We start from the raw sequence: 16,394 nt of genomic DNA on the forward strand, positions 1-16,394 counted from the left end.
CGGGAGCGGAGAGATCATATGTCTCTCCTGATGATCAACCGATCCCCGAATGAGGACGGTGCGGCACGAGGCACGGGTCCCCTAGTCGATTCCCGCATATCGGCTCCGTTGCGTCCATCGGCGGTCGATAAGAGAAAGAAAGAGCCTCCAGCCCGCCATCGGGCTGCCCGGTCCTGAGTCTCGCCACATCAGGATCGGGGTGGCTCTTTCTTCTCAATCATGATCTTGTAGAACGGATATTCGGAAGGGAAAGGATTCACAGCTTTCTCCACTCGGTGTGCGGATCGGCCTGGACCCCACATCCAGATCAACTCGACACGAGTCTCATCGTTGAAAACTCCCCTCATACAGCCGGTTGTTGATGAGGGCGTGAATCCGTTCCCCTTTCCGGGTTCCTTGATGAATCAATGGGTCGGTGCAAGTCCATCCCTGCAACTGCTCCCACCCTCTTTCGAGAGCAATCATTGCAGGCCGCATGCCAACGTCCTACTTGGCAGTAACTTTGTAACTGACTTTCTCCATTGAGATTACAGACGCAATCCCGCCAGCTCGTATGACAAGGCCATGACCATGGGCAATAGAGTTCGCATCTGTACCATCGATATCATAACTTCCTTCAAATCAACATGTTGTGATATAAATATATTTTACACCCACTCAGGGTAAGATAACAGGAATTGCCATATGGGTCAGGAGTTGTCGAGGCCGTAGACACGGACCTTCTTTAGCAGATTCGGGTAGCTGATCCCCAGCAGACGAGATGCTTCAGCCTTGTTTCCGCCCGTGTGTTCGAGGGTCCGCATGATCTCTCGGGCCTCGACCGCGCCGATGGTTTCGCGCAAGGGGGAAATCGCGCGCGCGCCATCGCCGTCGGGAAGAGATCTTGTGACCTCGGGAGGCAGATGTGATATGCGCAACATGGGCTCGCCATGGGCGAGCACGATGGCTCGGTTGATCGATTTGACCAGTTCGCGGACGTTGCCAGGCCAGTCATGCTGCGCCAGGGCCTCCATGAAGGAGGAGGTGCAGCCGGGAGTCTCGATCCTCGTTAGCGCGACATAGCGGGCTATGAAGTGCGTGGCCAGCAAAGGAATGTCATCCTGGCGGTCGCGCAGGGGGGGGACAACAACCGGGAAATCGAGCAATCTGTAGTACAGATCCTCTAGATAAGTGCCACATCCGACTTTCTCCTTCAGATCGCTCTTCGTGGCGCAGACGATCCGCACATCCACAACGCGGCTACGATTGGACCCCACCGGCCTCACCGTATGCGTATCGATGAAGTGAAGGAGCTTGCCCTGCATGCCCAGCGGCAGTTTCCCGATTTCGTCCAGGAACACTGTGCCGCCCGCGGCCTCGGCGAGCAGACCCGTCTTGTCAGCGATAGCGCCTGTGAAACTGCCCTTCACATGTCCGAAGAGTTCGCTTTCGAGCAGCGATTCGGGGATGGCCGCGCAATTGATGGCGAGGAACTTCCGGTCCCTTCGCTCGCTGAGCCTATGGATGGCATGGGCCAGCAGCCCCTTGCCGGTCCCTGTCTCGCCTTGCAGCAGCACCGTCAACTCGCTCGCAGCTACCTTGCGAATCAGGACCAGCATTTCCCGCATCTCGGCATTGCGGGTGATGATCTGGGAGAAGGCCTCGTGCCTGTCGCTCTCATCCCAGGAGACGGCGACCGGCCTGTTGCGTTCCTCCTCCGCGAGCGACATGGCAAGATAACCAGCCGCCGCGGCCATGTGGTCGAGTACGGGTTTCAGAGCCAGACCATCGTCTTCGTCCCTGGTGCGTGACCCCAGGCAGAGCACGCCGTAGCATTTATCCGGCACGGCCACGGGCAGGAACAGGCATGAATTGCAGTTGGATGCCAGGCCGGGCACTTCCTCCAGGACATCCTGGGCCAGATCGGTGCGCGTCAAAAGTCGGGGTGTAGGAACTTCATCCACGCGCGTCTCCGTAAACCAGAACGCCGCCTGATGTGCCACAGGGCGTGAGAGTCCTCTGGTCACGATCCTGGCGCCACCGCCAACAGGTGCCGCCCAGGGTTCGAGGACGACAAATCCCATGTCCGCCGAGGCGCGCGACATGCACGAATCAAGGAAAGTGGCCAGGGTATCTTCGGTGATCGAGCCATTTTTCAGCGATATGACAGGCGCTACCGGAACCTTCATCTCAATGGATGGCCATGCGCCGACCAGGGCCTTTTCGATGCGAATGCGCAGATCGCCGTGCCGTGAAAGCAGATCCGGATCGTCAACGTTCTCAGCGGCGCGTTCGAACTCGCTGGCCGTCAACAACGCTTCGTCCAGGTCGCCGAGCCGCAGCAGCACCTCGGCCAACCCGGCTTGCAGGCGGCAATAGAGGAGATCGTCTGCCCGGGATTGGGCACCTTCGAGAGCATCGTGGAGACTGCGGCGCAGACGCAGCAACTGACTGCGGCCTCCGCGTTCCAGGCTGAAGTCGAGGCTGGCCAGGATGGCTCTCGATGCGAGCCGCGGCAAACGCTGAGAATTGAAAATCTTGATCGCCCCGCGGAAATGATCGTCGGCTTGATCGTCTTCACCGAGATTGGCCAAGGCTTCGGCCAGGGCCAGATAGCAGAATCCGAGTTCGTAATCCTCTCCACAACTCTGGCAAACAGTGATGGCAGCCCGGGCGAATTCGGCCGCCTGCAGCCAATCGCTCGCCTGGAGGCTGGCCTCGGCGCAACGGCGCAGCAATTCGCCTTCGAGATCGGTGAGCGTGTTGATGCGTTTGGTCTTCTCGAGGCCGAGGCCGTAATTGTAAAGGGCCTTCTCGCTTTCTCCGCGCTCGAGCAGCAGATCACCCATGTACTCGTCGGCAATTATCGATTCGCGCATGAAGCCGGCTTCATCGGAGATGTGCTTGCCGGTGAGGATGAGTTCCTCGGCGCGCAACAGATGGCCCTCTATGAGTTCCAGTTGACCGAGCGCCAGGCTGGCCTTGGCCTGACGGTCCATATCCCCGAGACTGACGGCAAGACGCAAGCTCTTCTCGAAGGCCGCGCGCGCCTCGCCCGGAGATTCGGCCTTGCGCAGGATGATGCCTTCGTTCAGGTGCAAGCGGGCCAGCAGGTGGGACGCGCCATGCTCGCTGGCCAAGGCGATGGAGCGGTTCTGGTACTCCATTGCCTTGTCCCAGCGACACGCGTTCTTGTGTACCAAGGCAAGGTTGTTGTAGAGGGAGGCCATACCGAGTTCATCGCTGATACGACGGAAAGTCGCCAGGGCGTCGGTGTAGAATTCCTCGGCTTTGTCGAGTCGGCCAAGCCGATGATGACAGACACCCATGGTGACCTGGAGGTTGGCCACTTCGACGTGATCGTCGGTGACGGCCAGTACTGCGAACGCACGTTTGCATATCTGCAAGGCGTCCTTGTATGCGCCACGCTGCGTGTAGAGGGCGGCGTGGCGTCCCAGGAGCGGTGCTATCAACAGCCGTTCATCGGCCGGGTCGAGGTTCTCGACGGTCGCTATGAAGCCATCGGCATCATGCAGCAATCGCTCGGCCAAGGCGAGGTCACCCAAATTGAGCGCCGCATCTATACTCTTGCGGCAGATCTCCAGGATATGAGAGACCTCGAGCTGGTTCAGGGCCGCGGAGGCGAGGATGCGCTGGTAATAGTCCAGGGAAGTCGAGAAGGCCGAGGCTTCGAAGTGCAGATCACCCACTTCCTCGAGGCGCACGAGAGCGGCAAGATCCGCGGGCACGCCATGCCTCATGGATTCAGTTTCGTCTTGTCGTCGTCTTTCAAACTGGTGATCCATCGACATTGTCCCCCGGCGAGAAGGCGGGCAATTCGACTCGGTCACGACTCCTGAAGGCTGGGCCTGATCCGGCGCTCAAATGGAGGCAATCAGATCAGACCCTGATACAACAGCATCGTCAATAGCGCGAGCCACTGGTCAAAATCGGCTTCATTCAGATCTGGTACCCCCGCAAGGGCAGAGAGATCGAAAGTATCGCCTGTTGCACCATTGTTCCGGTTTCCGGTGATGGCGTCATCGGGATCGCCCAGGCACTCGAATTCATCACCCGGTACGACATTCTGGGGAGAGTTCGTGGCTGGTGAATCCTCTTGAAGCATGATGTCCTGAGCAGACGCTGCCGCTCTGGCGATACCGGGACCGGTCGATACCGCTGCCAGGGTCAGGAGCAGGCTTAAACTGATAAGTGCTCTTTTCATGATCCCACTCCACATTCTCGAGATCGGGGCGGCTGTTTCCCCGAAATAGGTGTTCAAGACGAACACGCAGGACGAACCGCATGTCACCTCAAGTCCTTACCCCTTATATTCTATGGGTGTTTTGGATATCTGTCAATAGACCGGGGGCTATTCATTCGCCAGCCTGGGTCTGCAGCCCATATTTGCTGATCTTCTTGTACAGGTTGCTGCGTTGCATACCGAGCTGTTCGGCGGTGCGGCTGACATTGAAGCGGTTCTCGCGCAGTTTAGCCTGTAGGTACATCGATTCGGAACGAGCCTTGAACTCCTGGAAATCGGTGCAGCTCATCCAGTCCCACTCTCCAGCCCTGGTCTCGGGTCCGCTGCCTGATAGGACGGGCAGATCCTTCGGTCTGATCAGATCGCCAGGGACGAGAATCATCAGCCTTTCCACGAGATTGCGCAGTTCGCGCACGTTACCGGGCCAGGCATAGGTGCGAAGCAGGGCGAGTGTCTCCGCCGTGAAGGTCTTCGGCTTCTTTTTGAGCTGGACCGCCATCGCGGACATGAAATGCTCCAGCAGAAGACTCACGTCCCCTCCCCTCTCACGCAGGGGGGGCAGTTCGACGGACAGCACGTTCAAACGGAAATACAGGTCCTGGCGGAAATTGGCTGCGGGACCGGTGAGGTCTCGGTTGGTTGCGGCCACGATCCGTACATCGACCTGACGCGCTTCGCGACCACCGACACGCTCGAAGCGGCTCTCCTCCACGGCCTTGAGCACCTTCGCCTGGGCTTCCTCGCTCATGTCGCCGATCTCGTCGAGGAACAGCGTGCCACCGTCGGCCTGTTCGAACTTTCCCACGCGCATCTTATCTGCCCCGGTAAAGCTGCCTTTCTCGTGGCCGAACAGCTCGCTCTCGACGAGTTCGCGCGGAATGGCCGCGCAATTGACCTCTACGAGAGGCATGTCCCGACGAGGACTGCCGGCATGGAGGGCCCGTACCACCAGCTCCTTGCCCGTTCCATTCTCGCCGGTGATCAGGACGGTCGCAGCGGTAGGTGCGACGCTGTCGATGAAATCGCGGACCTCGCGGATACGCGCGCATTCTCCGATCAACGGCTTGTTGTAGCCGCTGCGATCGCGCAGATCCTCTGTCTGCCCGCGCAGGCCGAAGTGATCGAGGCAGTTCTGGAGGGTCAGCAGCAGACGCGACCTGTCAAGCGGCTTCTCGAGAAAATCGTAGGCGCCCTTACGAACGGCCTCCACGGCGGTCTCGACGTTGCCGTGGCCGGAGACCACGATGACGGGGACCTCGAACCCGGCGTCGGTCATCCTCTCCAGGACCTCGAAACCGTCCATGTCGGCCATCTTGATGTCCAGCAGCATTACATCGATCCTCTTGTCCGCGAGGATCGCCAGGGCTGCGGCGCCATTGGCGGCCAGCTGCACCGCGTATTGCTCGTAGGTCAGCAGCTGCTCGAGCGTCTGCCGGATCGCGGCTTCGTCGTCTACGACCAGGATCGTGCGCAAGAATGTCCCTCCCGGACTTCAGAGCTTCTTGCCCCGGGATCGATGATGATATACCTCTGTGGTCACCCGGTCACACCATGGGCAGTCCATCACGCCGGTGTCAAGAGGTGATGCGCGAACGGTGCCCGGCGCCAGCCGGCCTCTTGACTGCCCGACTCCCTCAGCCCGGAGGCGCGATGTACGGGGATGCGAGGCCACTCATGCGGGACGTGCCCGTCGCGGAGCTGCGGAGCCTGATGAAAGCCAGGCGCGAACCGGAGTATCGCGGCGACCAGCTGGCGCGTTGGCTGTACCGGGATGCCGTATGGCACTGGGACGACATGCGCAATCTGCCCCGACACCTGCGCGACGGTCTCGCGGAGGATCACGATCTGCAGGGTCTGCACCCTGCCGAGCACCAAGTCTCCCGGGACGGGACACGCAAGTACCTCTACACTCTGCGCGACGACCACCGGATCGAGAGCGTGATCATCCCCATGGAGTCGCACGCCACCTTCTGCATCTCCTCGCAGGTGGGCTGCGGCATGGCGTGCAGCTTCTGCGCCACGGCGCGCGGTGGTCTCGTCCGCAACCTGAGCTCCGGCGAGATCATCGAACAGGTCCTGCGCCTCGCCGACGACCTGCGAACCGAGCCCCGGCAAGTGCTCGGCGACCGTGGCTACAACATCGTTTTCATGGGTATGGGCGAGCCTCTGGACAACCTGGACGCCGTCGAATCTGCCATCGCGACCTTCGTGAACGGACAAGGACTGGCCATGTCTCCCCGGCGGATAACCATCTCCACCTCCGGCCACGTCGAGGGACTGATGCGCCTCATCTCGTCGGCGATGACCGTCGGTCTGACGATATCGGTGAACAGCAGCCGACCGGAGCTGAGGCGCAGATTGATGCCCGTACCCGGGCGCACGCCGCTGGCCGAGACCCTGGAACTCGCCGAACGATACGCCCAGACGAGGCACCGCAGGGTGACCATCGCCTATGTGCTCATGGATGGCATCAACGATGGCGACGGCGAAGCGTCGGCCCTGGCGCGAATCCTGGCGGGGCGGCCTTTCAAGGTCAATCTCATCCCCATGAACCGCATCGACGGGAAGCAGGGGCCGCCACCGGCCGAGCGAGTCCTCGGTTTCCAGGCCAGACTACGCGATGAAGGTGTGGAGGCATACGTGAGGATCAGCGGTGGAGACGACATCGCGGCCGCCTGCGGTCAGCTGCGTGACAAGCGCGGCCACGAAAAGAAACTCTGATTCGGCAAGGCCAGGCCCGATCATCTGACGGCGCCTAGATCAGATCCTGCAGGGTGGTCTCCTCGAGGGCCTTCGTCATGGAGGCCTGGGCGGTTGCCCATACCTTGCTCACCTTGCATTCGCTGGTTCGGTCGCAGGTATTGATTTTGCGCAGGCAGTGGTTCAAGGCGATACCGCCTTCACAGATCTCGACGATCTCGCGCAAGGAGATCTTGTCCTTATCCCGGCCAAGCGAAAAGCCGCCCTTAACGCCTCGGTGGGATTTGACGACATTGTGTTGCGAGAGCATCTGAAAGATCTTGGCCAGGAACGCTTCCGACACGTCGCAGGCTTCGGCAAGCGTCTTCAAGCGGATGGGAGTGCCGTTTCCCCTTTCCGCAAGTTCCAGCAGGCCCCTGATGGCATACTCAGTCTGGCGCGTGATCTGCAACATGGCGTGACTACCTCTCTGTACTGCTCTATTACCCGCCCCTGGTGCCGAACCTGCACAATCAGGACGGGATAACTCCTTGTGAAGTAAATGATGTGAATCGGGATCTGAAATGTCAATCCTCAACTGGATTGACGTTGACATCAAACCCGCGCTGCTGATAAGGGTTAGTAATCGTTTACGTTGGCAGCCGTCGTACCGGGCTCGCCGGCTCCGACACTGGAACCGGCGTTTTCATGGCATGGAGCCCGGCCCCGGCTCGTATCATCCCGGCCCCAGGAGTTGTTATGACAGTCACGACGATTCCCCAGCTGTTCTATGCTTCGGTTAAGGAGAGGCCCCGCGCGGACCTGTTCTCGTCGAAGGACGCAGAGGGCGTGTATCGGGACGTATCCAGCGCCGAGACGCAGCGACTCGTACGGGCCATCCGTCTGGGCCTGGATTCCCTGGGTGTGGGCCGCGGTGACCGGGTGGCGATACTCTCGGAGAACCGGCTCGAATGGGCCCTGGCAGATCTGGCCGCGCTGAGTCTGGGCGCGGTGGATGTCCCCATCTACCCGACGCTGCTGCCGGACACCATCGAGTTCATCCTCAAGGACTGCGCGCCGGTGGCCGTCTTCGTCTCCAACGCGGAACAGGCCGCCAAGATCGCCGCGATTCGCGGCCGACTGCCTTTCTTGCGCGAGATGATCTCGTTCGACCACGTGCAGTTTCCCGACGTCCTGCATCTCGACAAGCTGATCAAGATCGGACATAACCTGGCCGACAAACACCCGCAGAACCCGGCCGACGATGTGGGCCCGGCGGACAGGGACGATCCCTGCAGCATCATCTATACCAGCGGCACCACGGGAAACCCCAAGGGCGTGGTGCTGACCCACTGGAATTTCGTCTCCAACGTGCTGACGATCGCGTCCATAATCCCGCTCGGCCCCGACGACAAGATGCTCTCGTTTTTGCCGCTGTCCCACGTGTTCGAACGGATGGCGGGGTACTATACCCCCCTGCATATCGGGATCGGCATAGCCTATGCGGAGAGCGTGGAGACGGTGGCGGCGGACATGGGACTTGTGCGGCCCACGCTCATGGTGAGCGTGCCTCGCCTCTACGAGAAGATCTACGACCGCGTCACCACGACAGCCATGTCCGGCAGTCCCGTCAAGCGAGCGATCTTCCAGTGGGCACGGAAGGTCGGACAGGAATGGGGCGAGAAGAAACGCGCCGGCGCCAAGATCCCCGGCGGGCTCGCCCTGCAGTATCGCATCGTCGACAAGCTGGTCTTCGCCAAGCTGCGGGCCCGCACCGGCGGCCGGCTCCGGTTCTTCGTCTCCGGCGGCGCGCCCCTGGCCACGCATATCAACGAGTTCTTCTACGCGGCGGGCATGATGATCCTGGAGGGGTACGGCCTCACGGAAACCTCGCCAGTCGTCTCTTGCAACTCCTTCGAGGATTTCAGGATCGGCAGCGTCGGCAAGGTGATACCGGACACGGAGGTCAAGATCGCCCCGGACGGCGAGATCGTCGTGCGGGGGCCCCAGGTCATGTCGGGATACTACAACAACGAGGAGGCCACGCGTGAGGTCCTGACCGAGGACGGCTGGTTCCACACCGGCGACATCGGACATTTCGACGACGATGGATTCCTGTACATCACGGACCGCAAGAAGGACCTCATCGTCACCTCGGGGGGCAAGAACATCGCTCCGCAACCGATGGAAAACGCCTTCAAGAAGAACAAGTTCATCAGCCAGATCGTGGTGCTCGGCGACCGCCACGCCTATCTGGTGTGCCTGATCGTCCCCAATTTCGAGAACCTCGAAGCATGGGCCAGCGAGCGCAAGCTGAGCTGGACGGATCGGGACGATCTGCTCCGCAATCCCGAGATCACGGCCAAGTACCAGCGCGGCCTGGACCGGACCAATCGCAAGTTCCCGAGCTTCAGCACCGTGAAGAAATTCACCCTGCTGAAGGAGGAATTCACGCTCGAGAGCGGCGAGTTGACACCCACCCTCAAGGTGAAACGCAGGGCGATACAGGAACGGTACGGGGAACTGATCGAGTCGCTCTACACCGAGGAGTCCTGAACGTCCGTGACTAGAGAATCATCCGGCGACGCCGATCGCAGCCATGTCCTGCTGCGTCCGATGGTCTGCACCGTCGTGGGCATGGCGGGCAACCTGCTGCTGACCGTGGGCAAGTTCATCATCGGGTTCGTGGCCAACTCCGCGTCGCTGGTCGCGGACGGCGCCCACTCGTTCTCAGACCTCGCCAGCGACGTCGGCGTCGTCATCGCGCTGAAGGCGGGGGCGCGCCCTCCCGACCGCAACCACCCCTACGGCCATCACAACTACGAGACGCTCGGCGCCCTGGCGGCCTCCCTGTTGCTGCTGGTGACGGGCTTCGTGCTGGGCAAGGAAGCCGTGGAGAATCTCCTGGCAGGCGTGTCCACCACGCCGCGCTGGGGCGCGCTTATCGCCGCGATCGTCTCGATCATCGCCAAGGAGGCCATGGCCCGTTACACGGACCGTGCCGGCCGCATCCACAACTCGCCTGCCCTGATCACCAACGCCGTGCACCACAGATCGGACGCCCTGTCGTCTCTGGCCGCGGCCATCGGCATCACGGGCGCCCGTTGCGGCGCACCGTTTCTGGACAGCGTGGCCGCCCTGGTCATCGCCGTCTGGATCGTCTGGATCGGCTGGCAGCTGATGAAGAACAACACGGACATCCTGATGGAGACCCGTCCCGGCGACGAGTTCGTGTCGCAGGTACACGATGTCGCTCTCTCCGTCGAGGGCGTGGAGGCGGTGACGTTCCTGGTCGTCAGACCGAGAGGTTCGGTCTATCTGGCAGATATCGCCATCGCCGTCCGCCCCGACATGAGCGTGTCCGAAGGCCACGGCCTGGCCCACGCCGTGGAGGACGCGCTCAGGGAGGACGTCGTGCGCCTGATCGGCGTGACAGTCCACGTGGAGCCCCACACCGCGAGAGGGACTATTGCGGACGGTTCCTGAGCGTGACCATGAAGATAAGTCGCTCTTCCCCGCGCACCACGATCGCATCGACGGACAGTCCGGGACCGTTCTCCTGCAAGGCGGCGGTCAGATCCTGCAGTCCGGTGATGGTGCGATCACCAAGCTGGACGAGAACGTCTCCTGCCTGCAGGCCGCTCTCCTCGGCTGGGCCGCCGGGCATCACACCGGCCAGTCGCACGCCATCGACGCCTTCGACGAAGTCCGGGATCGTGCCCAGCCAGGCGCGCTCGCGACCGCTTATCGCGGGGGCCCGCGGCGGCAGCTCCGCCTGTGCGGTGTAGGGGATTGCACCGGGATGGAGGCGTGCCGCGGCAGCCAAGTCGCCGGCGTAGGACGCGACACGGGCCAGACCTTCGCCGGAGACCAGTTCCCAGCGATCCGCGGTGGAATGGTACTGGGGGTGGGGTCCCGTGAACAGGAAGAGGACGGGAATCCCGGCCGAGTCGAATGGCACGTGATCGCTGGCGTCCCACCCGCTGTCGCTCATTTCCAGGCGCAAGCCGTGGCCCGCATTGGCATCCGTGACCAGGGTGCGCAATACGGGAGACGAGCCGAGGCCGCCCACATAGAGCCTGTCGCCACGTAGACGTCCCACCGAATCGAGGTTCATCATCAGATCCACAGCGCCCGCGGGCCATGGCGGATGCTCCACCAACCAGGACGATCCCAGCAGCCCTATCTCCTCGCCGGCGAAAGCCACGAAGAGACAGCTGCGCCGCTCGTCGCCGGGCCCGGCCGCGAGCAACCCGGCCAGCTCGACCAGCACGCTCACGCCCGAGGCGTTGTCCTCTGCGCCGTGATAGATGCCGATCACGGTCTCGCCGTCGTCAGCCAGCCTGACGCCGAGATGGTCGTAATGGGCGCCGATGACCATGATCCGCGCGGCCAACACGCCCATACCCGGCAGCCAGCCGAGTACACTGCGTCCGAAACCGGCGGCTTCATCACCAGGCAGGGGAAAATCCTGGAACCAGCCCTCCCGAGAGGGGACCGTGCTCAGTCCGGCGTCCGCAAACCAGGCCGCGATGGTGTCAGCCGCCGCCAGCGCCTCAGCCGTACCGTTGCCGCGGCCGGACATTTCCGCGGCGGCGAGGACCCTGACCCGATGCGCGAGCCCGGCCGCATCCGGCGCGGCGGCCGTGCCGGCGCTGGACGCGACTGCGGCCAACAAGCCGAGCAGACCGACGGCAAAAAGATGACACCTGCTCAACATCGTGGAATACTCCCCGGGCAGACTGCGATCATACACGACAAGGTGCAGCCAAAATGACCGACGTCAAGCCGGACTTCGATGACAGGTTTCGGGAACTACCGCCGGAAGCGGGCGCGGCCGTTGACGTGATCGAGCGCCTGACCGGAGCCGGCCACGCGGCGTTCCTGGTGGGCGGCGCGGTCCGGAACCTCGCGCTCGGGCTGCCACCCGGGGATTTCGATGTCGCCACGGCGGCGCGGCCCGAGCGGATCGCGGAGCTGTTCCCGCACACCAAGTTCGTGGGCGCCGCCTTCGGCGTGACGCTGGTGGTCGTGGGGGACCACCGCATCGAAGTGGCCACTTTCCGCCGCGAACGATCCTATCTGGATGGGCGTCATCCCGATAAAGTCGAGTTCAGCGATTCGCCCGCCGAAGATGCCCTGCGCCGCGACTTCACGGTCAATGCGCTCTACCTGGATCCGCGCTCGGGCGAGATCCTCGATACCGTCGCGGGGCTCGACGACTGCCGCGCACGCATTCTGCGCACCGTGGGCGTTCCGGCCGATCGCTTTAGCGAGGACGGCTTGCGCCTGTTGCGGGCCTCCCGTCTGGCGGCAGGCTGCGAACTCGAGGTCGCGCAAGGCACCCTGGACGCGATGCGCGACTGCCGCGACATGTTGCGCGCCGTGTCACCCGAGCGTCTCGGCGAAGAACTGAGTGCGATGTTGACCGGCCCCTCCCCCTCCCGCGCCCTGAACCTGCTGCGCGAGACCGGGTTGCTGGACCTGTTCCTGCCCGAGGTCAGCGCCCTGCACGGGGTTCCTCAACCACCGGACTATCACCCCGAGGGAGATGTCTGGACCCACACGATGCTCATGCTGGATCAAGTGAAGCAACCCGACCTCGTTCTCGCTCTCGGCGTCTTGCTGCACGACATCGGGAAACCGACCGCTTTTCGCCAGGTGGACGGCCGCATCCGGTTCCATGGTCACGAACGCTCAGGCGAGGTCATGTCCCGGGACGTTCTCGACCGCCTCCGCTTCCCGCGCGCGATTGCGGAGCGGGTGTCATGGCTGGTCTCGCAACACATGCGCTTCTTCGACGCCCGGCTGATGCGTCCCTCGACGCTCAAGCGATTCATCCGTCAGGAACACTTCCCCGCCTTGCTCGAACTGCATCGGCTGGACAAGGCCGCGGCAGACGGTGACATGTCCCTGCACGATTTCTGCCGCGAGCGACGGGCCGCAGCGACCGCCGAGGAACTGGCCCCGCGCCCCCTGTTGAGCGGCGAGGACCTGCTGGCGCTGGGCGTACCGCCCGGTCCGCGCGTCGGCGCGCTGCTGCGGGAGTTGGAGACGATGCAGCTGGAGGGTCGCCTGCGCGATCCGGAAGCCGCGCGGCGCTGGGTGCGGGATCGCCTCCGGTGACTCGATCGCACGATCGCCGGCAGCCCAGCGGCGATACGACAATGCGGATCTCCACGATTCAATCACTCGAACGGGAGTCTCGGGAGGTATGCAACAGCCCGGTGCACGGTGCGCGACCGCCGCAATGGGTCGTCGTCAGATCGACGAAGCGGGCCACATGCTCACGCATGCGGGCGCGGGGGTAGGAAGAAGTGGCCATGACCGCCACCAGCAGGCTATCCGTATCGCCGGTGACGGCCGTGCGCAGGGAGTCGCTCGTGGGGGAACCGAATGGACCCTCGTCATCGAAGAGACCGAGCCGCCCGGTGAGATGTACCGGTCCCTTGCGAATGCCCGGGTACTCCTCGCCGGCGCGCCCCAGCCTGAAAGTCACGTCGCCGCGGATCCTGGAAAGATCGTACAGGCCGATGGGCAGCAGGAACTCCAGGCTGGCCAGATTGCAGACATCGACGGCATTGTTAATCGCGTACAGTTCACCGCCCTTCAGGATACGGCGCAGCAGCGCCTCGGACGAAGGTCGCGTACGGGTCGGCTGGATGCCGACGGATTTGTAGAGCGTGCGGGCTTCCTGCAGCGGCGCGATCTCGGATGGCAACAGCCCGCCGTACAATTCGCGAAGCGCAGCGGTCCGGATGACGATCTCCGGCCGGACCGAGTCGCCGGTTTCGACGACGATGCCGTCGATGGCGGCCAGCCCTACGCACAGCACCGGTCGCACGTCCTCGGCGAGTCGCACCGTTCGTCCTGCGGGCAGATCGAGCGTGAGGTTCATCCGGACGAATACCGTCCCCGGTCGCCGTACATCGTCTCATAGTAATCCCGGTAGGCGCCGCTGCGGACCTGCTCCCACCAGTCGCGGTGCTCGAGGTACCAGTCGACCGTGGCGCGAATGCCCCCGTCGAACTCGTACCGCGGGACCCAGCCGAGCTCGCTTCTGATCCGGGAGGCGTCGATGGCGTATCGTCGATCGTGACCGGGACGGTCGGCGACGAACGAGATCAACGACTCGTCCTTGCCCAGCATCTCGAGCAAGAGGCGGACGATACGGATGTTCTCCATCTCGTTGTTGCCGCCGATGTTGTACACCTCGCCGGGGCGACCCCGGCGCAACACCAGATCGACCGCTTCGCAATGATCGCCTACATAGAGCCAGTCGCGGACGTTCAAGCCGTCGCCGTAAACAGGCAACGGCTTGTCTTCGAGGGCGTTGGCGATCATCAAGGGAATCAATTTCTCGGGGAATTGGTACGGCCCGTAATTGTTGCTGCATCGCGTGGTCAGGACCGGCAGGTCGAAGGTATGGAAGTAGGAGCGGCAGACCATGTCGGCGGCCGCCTTGGATGCGGCGTACGGAGAGTTGGGCTGCAAGGGGCTCTCTTCCGTGAAGAAACCCTCGGATCCCAGCGAACCGTAGACCTCGTCCGTACTGACCTGCAGGAAGCGGGCGACACCCGCCCGGCGCGCAGCTTCCAGCAGCGTCTGCGTTCCCATGATGTTGGTATCCAGGAACTCGCGCGGACCTTCGATCGAGCGATCCACGTGGCTCTCGGCGGCGAAGTTGACGATCGCCTCGATCTTCTCCTCTGCGAGTATGCGGTCGATCAGGCCGCGGTCGCGGATGTCGCCGCGCACGAACCTGTAGGCCTCGTAATCCTCGTAACCGGACAGGTTCTCCAGATTCCCCGCATAGGTCAACGCATCCAGGTTCACGATCTTGTCCTGGCCGCGTGCCAGCAGCAGGCGGACGTAGTTGGCACCGATGAAACCGGCACCGCCGGTCACCAGGAGATTCATCGCAGCCCCCTGTCTGTGGATTCGCGCATCGCGGCCACGAACGATATGACGCGCTCCGGATCGATACGGTGGCGCCCGGTGTCGGCGGCGGATTTCAGCGACGACCCAACGATGAACCCGTCGGCGCCGGGCAGGAAGCGGGACAGGTTCCCGCGCGCCGCGCCGCTGCCGATCAACAGCGGACAGTCGGGCAGTTCGGCGCGGGCCGCGGTCAGCTCGGCTGGGTCCGCCGCTTCGCCGGTGGCGGGACCCGAGATGATGACGGCGTCCGCGAGACCGCGCCTGCGCAGGTCGCCGGCCTCCTCGGCCAAGGGACGTGGCGCGAGCGGGACCGCATGCTTGACGCGCAGGTCGGCCATGATGCCCACACCGGGGGCGAGGATCCTCCTCGACCGCAACGTTTCGGCCGCCCGGCCCTGCAGGAGACCCTGGTCGGTCAGGGCCGCTCCCGTGTGCACGTTGACGCGTATGAACGAGGCGCCGACCGCCGCCGCGACGCCCAACGCCGCACGGGCATCGTTGCGGAGCACGTTGATCCCCAGGGGCAGCCCGGCGCAGGCTTCCCGTACCGCTGCGGCGGCGCGCGTGATGGCAGCCACGGTCTCGGGGGGCACCTGCTCGGCGAAGAACGGAACGTCGTGGTAATTCTCCACCATCACCGCGCCCACGCCGCCGTCCGCCAACGCCGCGGCATCCTCGCCGGCCGCCGCCAAGACGGCGCCCATGTCGCCGCCCCAGTCCGGAGAACCCGGCAGAGGCAGCAGATGCACCATGCCGATGACGGGCATGGGCATCAAATCCCGGAAGTATTCCCTCGTCCACATCGGTCGATTATAACACCTGTCAACTGGGCGGCAAAGCCGCATCAGGCCCCCGGCAATACGGACTGGTCAAGATCGGACGGGTCGGGTACATTGCTCGGGTCCTCGGCAATAGCAACCAGGAGCGATTAACCGATGCAGATCATCCACGGCAAGACCGGCTGGATAGAAGTCATCTGCGGCCCCATGTTCAGCGGCAAGAGCGAGGAACTCATCCGCCGCATCAGGCGGGCCCAGATCGCCCGGCAGCGGATCCAGCTCTTCAAGCCGAACATCGACGACCGCTACAGCGAGCACGAGATCGTCACCCACAGCCAGCAGCGACTGCCCAGCACGCCGGTGGCGTCCAGTCCCGACATCCTGGAATGTCTGCACGACAAGACCGAGGTGGTGGGCATCGACGAGGCCCAGTTCTTCGACGACGACATCACCGAAGTCTGCAACAAGCTGGCGAACCTGGGCAAGCGGGTGATCGTGGCGGGGTTGGATATGGACTTCCGCGGCGAACCCTTCGAACCCATTCCCAGGTTGATGGCCATCGCAGAGTACGTCACCAAGCAACTGGCAATCTGCGTGCGGTGCGGCAACCCGGCGAACCATACGCAACGCCTGACCGACAACACGCAGAAGATCGTAGTGGGAACACAGGGCACCTATGAAGCCCGCTGCCGACAATGCTTCGAGCATCCGCAGATACCAGCCGCAGGCGAGGCCGAAGAATCCTGAGCGGG

Annotated in this window: 13 protein-coding genes; 5 read left to right on the forward strand and 8 right to left on the reverse strand. The window is 63.1% G+C overall.

The window, feature by feature from the left end; genetic code table 11:
• Positions 1-689: 689 nt before the first annotated feature.
• The 3 genes from KJ554_01565 to KJ554_01575 all read right to left on the reverse strand — a co-directional run bounded on the left by KJ554_01565 (position 690) and on the right by KJ554_01575 (position 5,717).
• Positions 690-3,785: a sigma 54-interacting transcriptional regulator gene (locus tag KJ554_01565; protein MBU0741021.1), complete on the reverse strand. Its 3,096-nt coding sequence runs from the start codon at positions 3,783-3,785 to the stop codon at positions 690-692.
• 89 nt (positions 3,786-3,874) lie between these two features.
• Positions 3,875-4,204: a hypothetical protein gene (locus tag KJ554_01570; protein ID MBU0741022.1), complete on the reverse strand. Its 330-nt coding sequence runs from the start codon at positions 4,202-4,204 to the stop codon at positions 3,875-3,877.
• A 151-nt stretch (positions 4,205-4,355) separates the two neighbouring features.
• Positions 4,356-5,717, reverse strand: coding sequence for a sigma-54 dependent transcriptional regulator (locus KJ554_01575; protein MBU0741023.1), 1,362 nt, complete (start codon positions 5,715-5,717; stop codon positions 4,356-4,358).
• 200 nt (positions 5,718-5,917) lie between these two features.
• Between KJ554_01575 and rlmN the strand changes: the two genes are divergently transcribed.
• Positions 5,918-6,964: a 23S rRNA (adenine(2503)-C(2))-methyltransferase RlmN gene (gene rlmN / locus KJ554_01580; protein ID MBU0741024.1), complete on the forward strand. Its 1,047-nt coding sequence runs from the start codon at positions 5,918-5,920 to the stop codon at positions 6,962-6,964.
• A gap of 34 nt (positions 6,965-6,998) precedes the next feature.
• Here the strand turns inward: rlmN and KJ554_01585 are convergent, their stop codons facing one another.
• A complete protein-coding gene (locus KJ554_01585) occupies positions 6,999-7,397 on the reverse strand; it encodes an Rrf2 family transcriptional regulator (protein ID MBU0741025.1) in 399 nt (132 codons plus the stop codon).
• Between the two features lie 284 nt (positions 7,398-7,681).
• On the opposite strand from KJ554_01585, the gene KJ554_01590 reads away from it, so the two are divergent.
• Entirely contained in the window at positions 7,682-9,478 is a 1,797-nt protein-coding gene (locus KJ554_01590; protein MBU0741026.1) for a long-chain fatty acid--CoA ligase, read from the forward strand.
• Positions 9,479-9,484: 6 nt separating this feature from the next.
• Entirely contained in the window at positions 9,485-10,408 is a 924-nt protein-coding gene (locus tag KJ554_01595) for a cation diffusion facilitator family transporter (GenBank protein MBU0741027.1), read from the forward strand.
• Here KJ554_01595 and KJ554_01600 read toward each other — a convergent pair.
• The gene (locus tag KJ554_01600) at positions 10,389-11,642 is read right to left on the reverse strand and encodes a M28 family peptidase (GenBank protein MBU0741028.1); all 1,254 of its coding nucleotides are present in this window, start codon (positions 11,640-11,642) and stop codon (positions 10,389-10,391) included. The genes KJ554_01595 and KJ554_01600 overlap by 20 nt on opposite strands.
• A 53-nt stretch (positions 11,643-11,695) precedes the next feature.
• On the opposite strand from KJ554_01600, the gene KJ554_01605 reads away from it, so the two are divergent.
• The gene (locus KJ554_01605) at positions 11,696-13,048 is read left to right on the forward strand and encodes a CCA tRNA nucleotidyltransferase (protein ID MBU0741029.1); all 1,353 of its coding nucleotides are present in this window, start codon (positions 11,696-11,698) and stop codon (positions 13,046-13,048) included.
• 58 nt (positions 13,049-13,106) lie between these two features.
• On the opposite strand, the gene KJ554_01610 is transcribed toward KJ554_01605, so the two are convergent.
• From KJ554_01610 to KJ554_01620, 3 genes are read right to left on the reverse strand one after another with little or no spacing between them, the layout of a single operon-like run.
• Positions 13,107-13,820, reverse strand: a complete 714-nt coding sequence (locus tag KJ554_01610) for a hypothetical protein (protein MBU0741030.1) — start codon at positions 13,818-13,820, stop codon at positions 13,107-13,109.
• Complete coding sequence (gene rfbB / locus KJ554_01615) at positions 13,817-14,842, reverse strand: dTDP-glucose 4,6-dehydratase (protein ID MBU0741031.1); 1,026 nt, start codon at positions 14,840-14,842, stop codon at positions 13,817-13,819. The genes KJ554_01610 and rfbB overlap by 4 nt, the downstream gene beginning before the upstream one ends.
• Positions 14,839-15,666 carry a BtpA/SgcQ family protein gene (locus KJ554_01620; GenBank protein ID MBU0741032.1) on the reverse strand — a complete coding sequence of 276 codons (828 nt, stop codon included), beginning with the start codon at positions 15,664-15,666 and terminating at the stop codon, positions 14,839-14,841. The genes rfbB and KJ554_01620 overlap by 4 nt, the downstream gene beginning before the upstream one ends.
• A gap of 132 nt (positions 15,667-15,798) precedes the next feature.
• On the opposite strand from KJ554_01620, the gene KJ554_01625 reads away from it, so the two are divergent.
• Positions 15,799-16,389 (forward strand): thymidine kinase, encoded by a 591-nt coding sequence (locus KJ554_01625; protein MBU0741033.1) that lies wholly within the window; start codon positions 15,799-15,801, stop codon positions 16,387-16,389.
• Positions 16,390-16,394 lie beyond the last annotated feature (5 nt).

The sequence above is a fragment of the bacterium genome, assembly GCA_018814885.1.
Lineage (GTDB): Bacteria > Krumholzibacteriota > Krumholzibacteriia > LZORAL124-64-63 > LZORAL124-64-63 > JAHIYU01.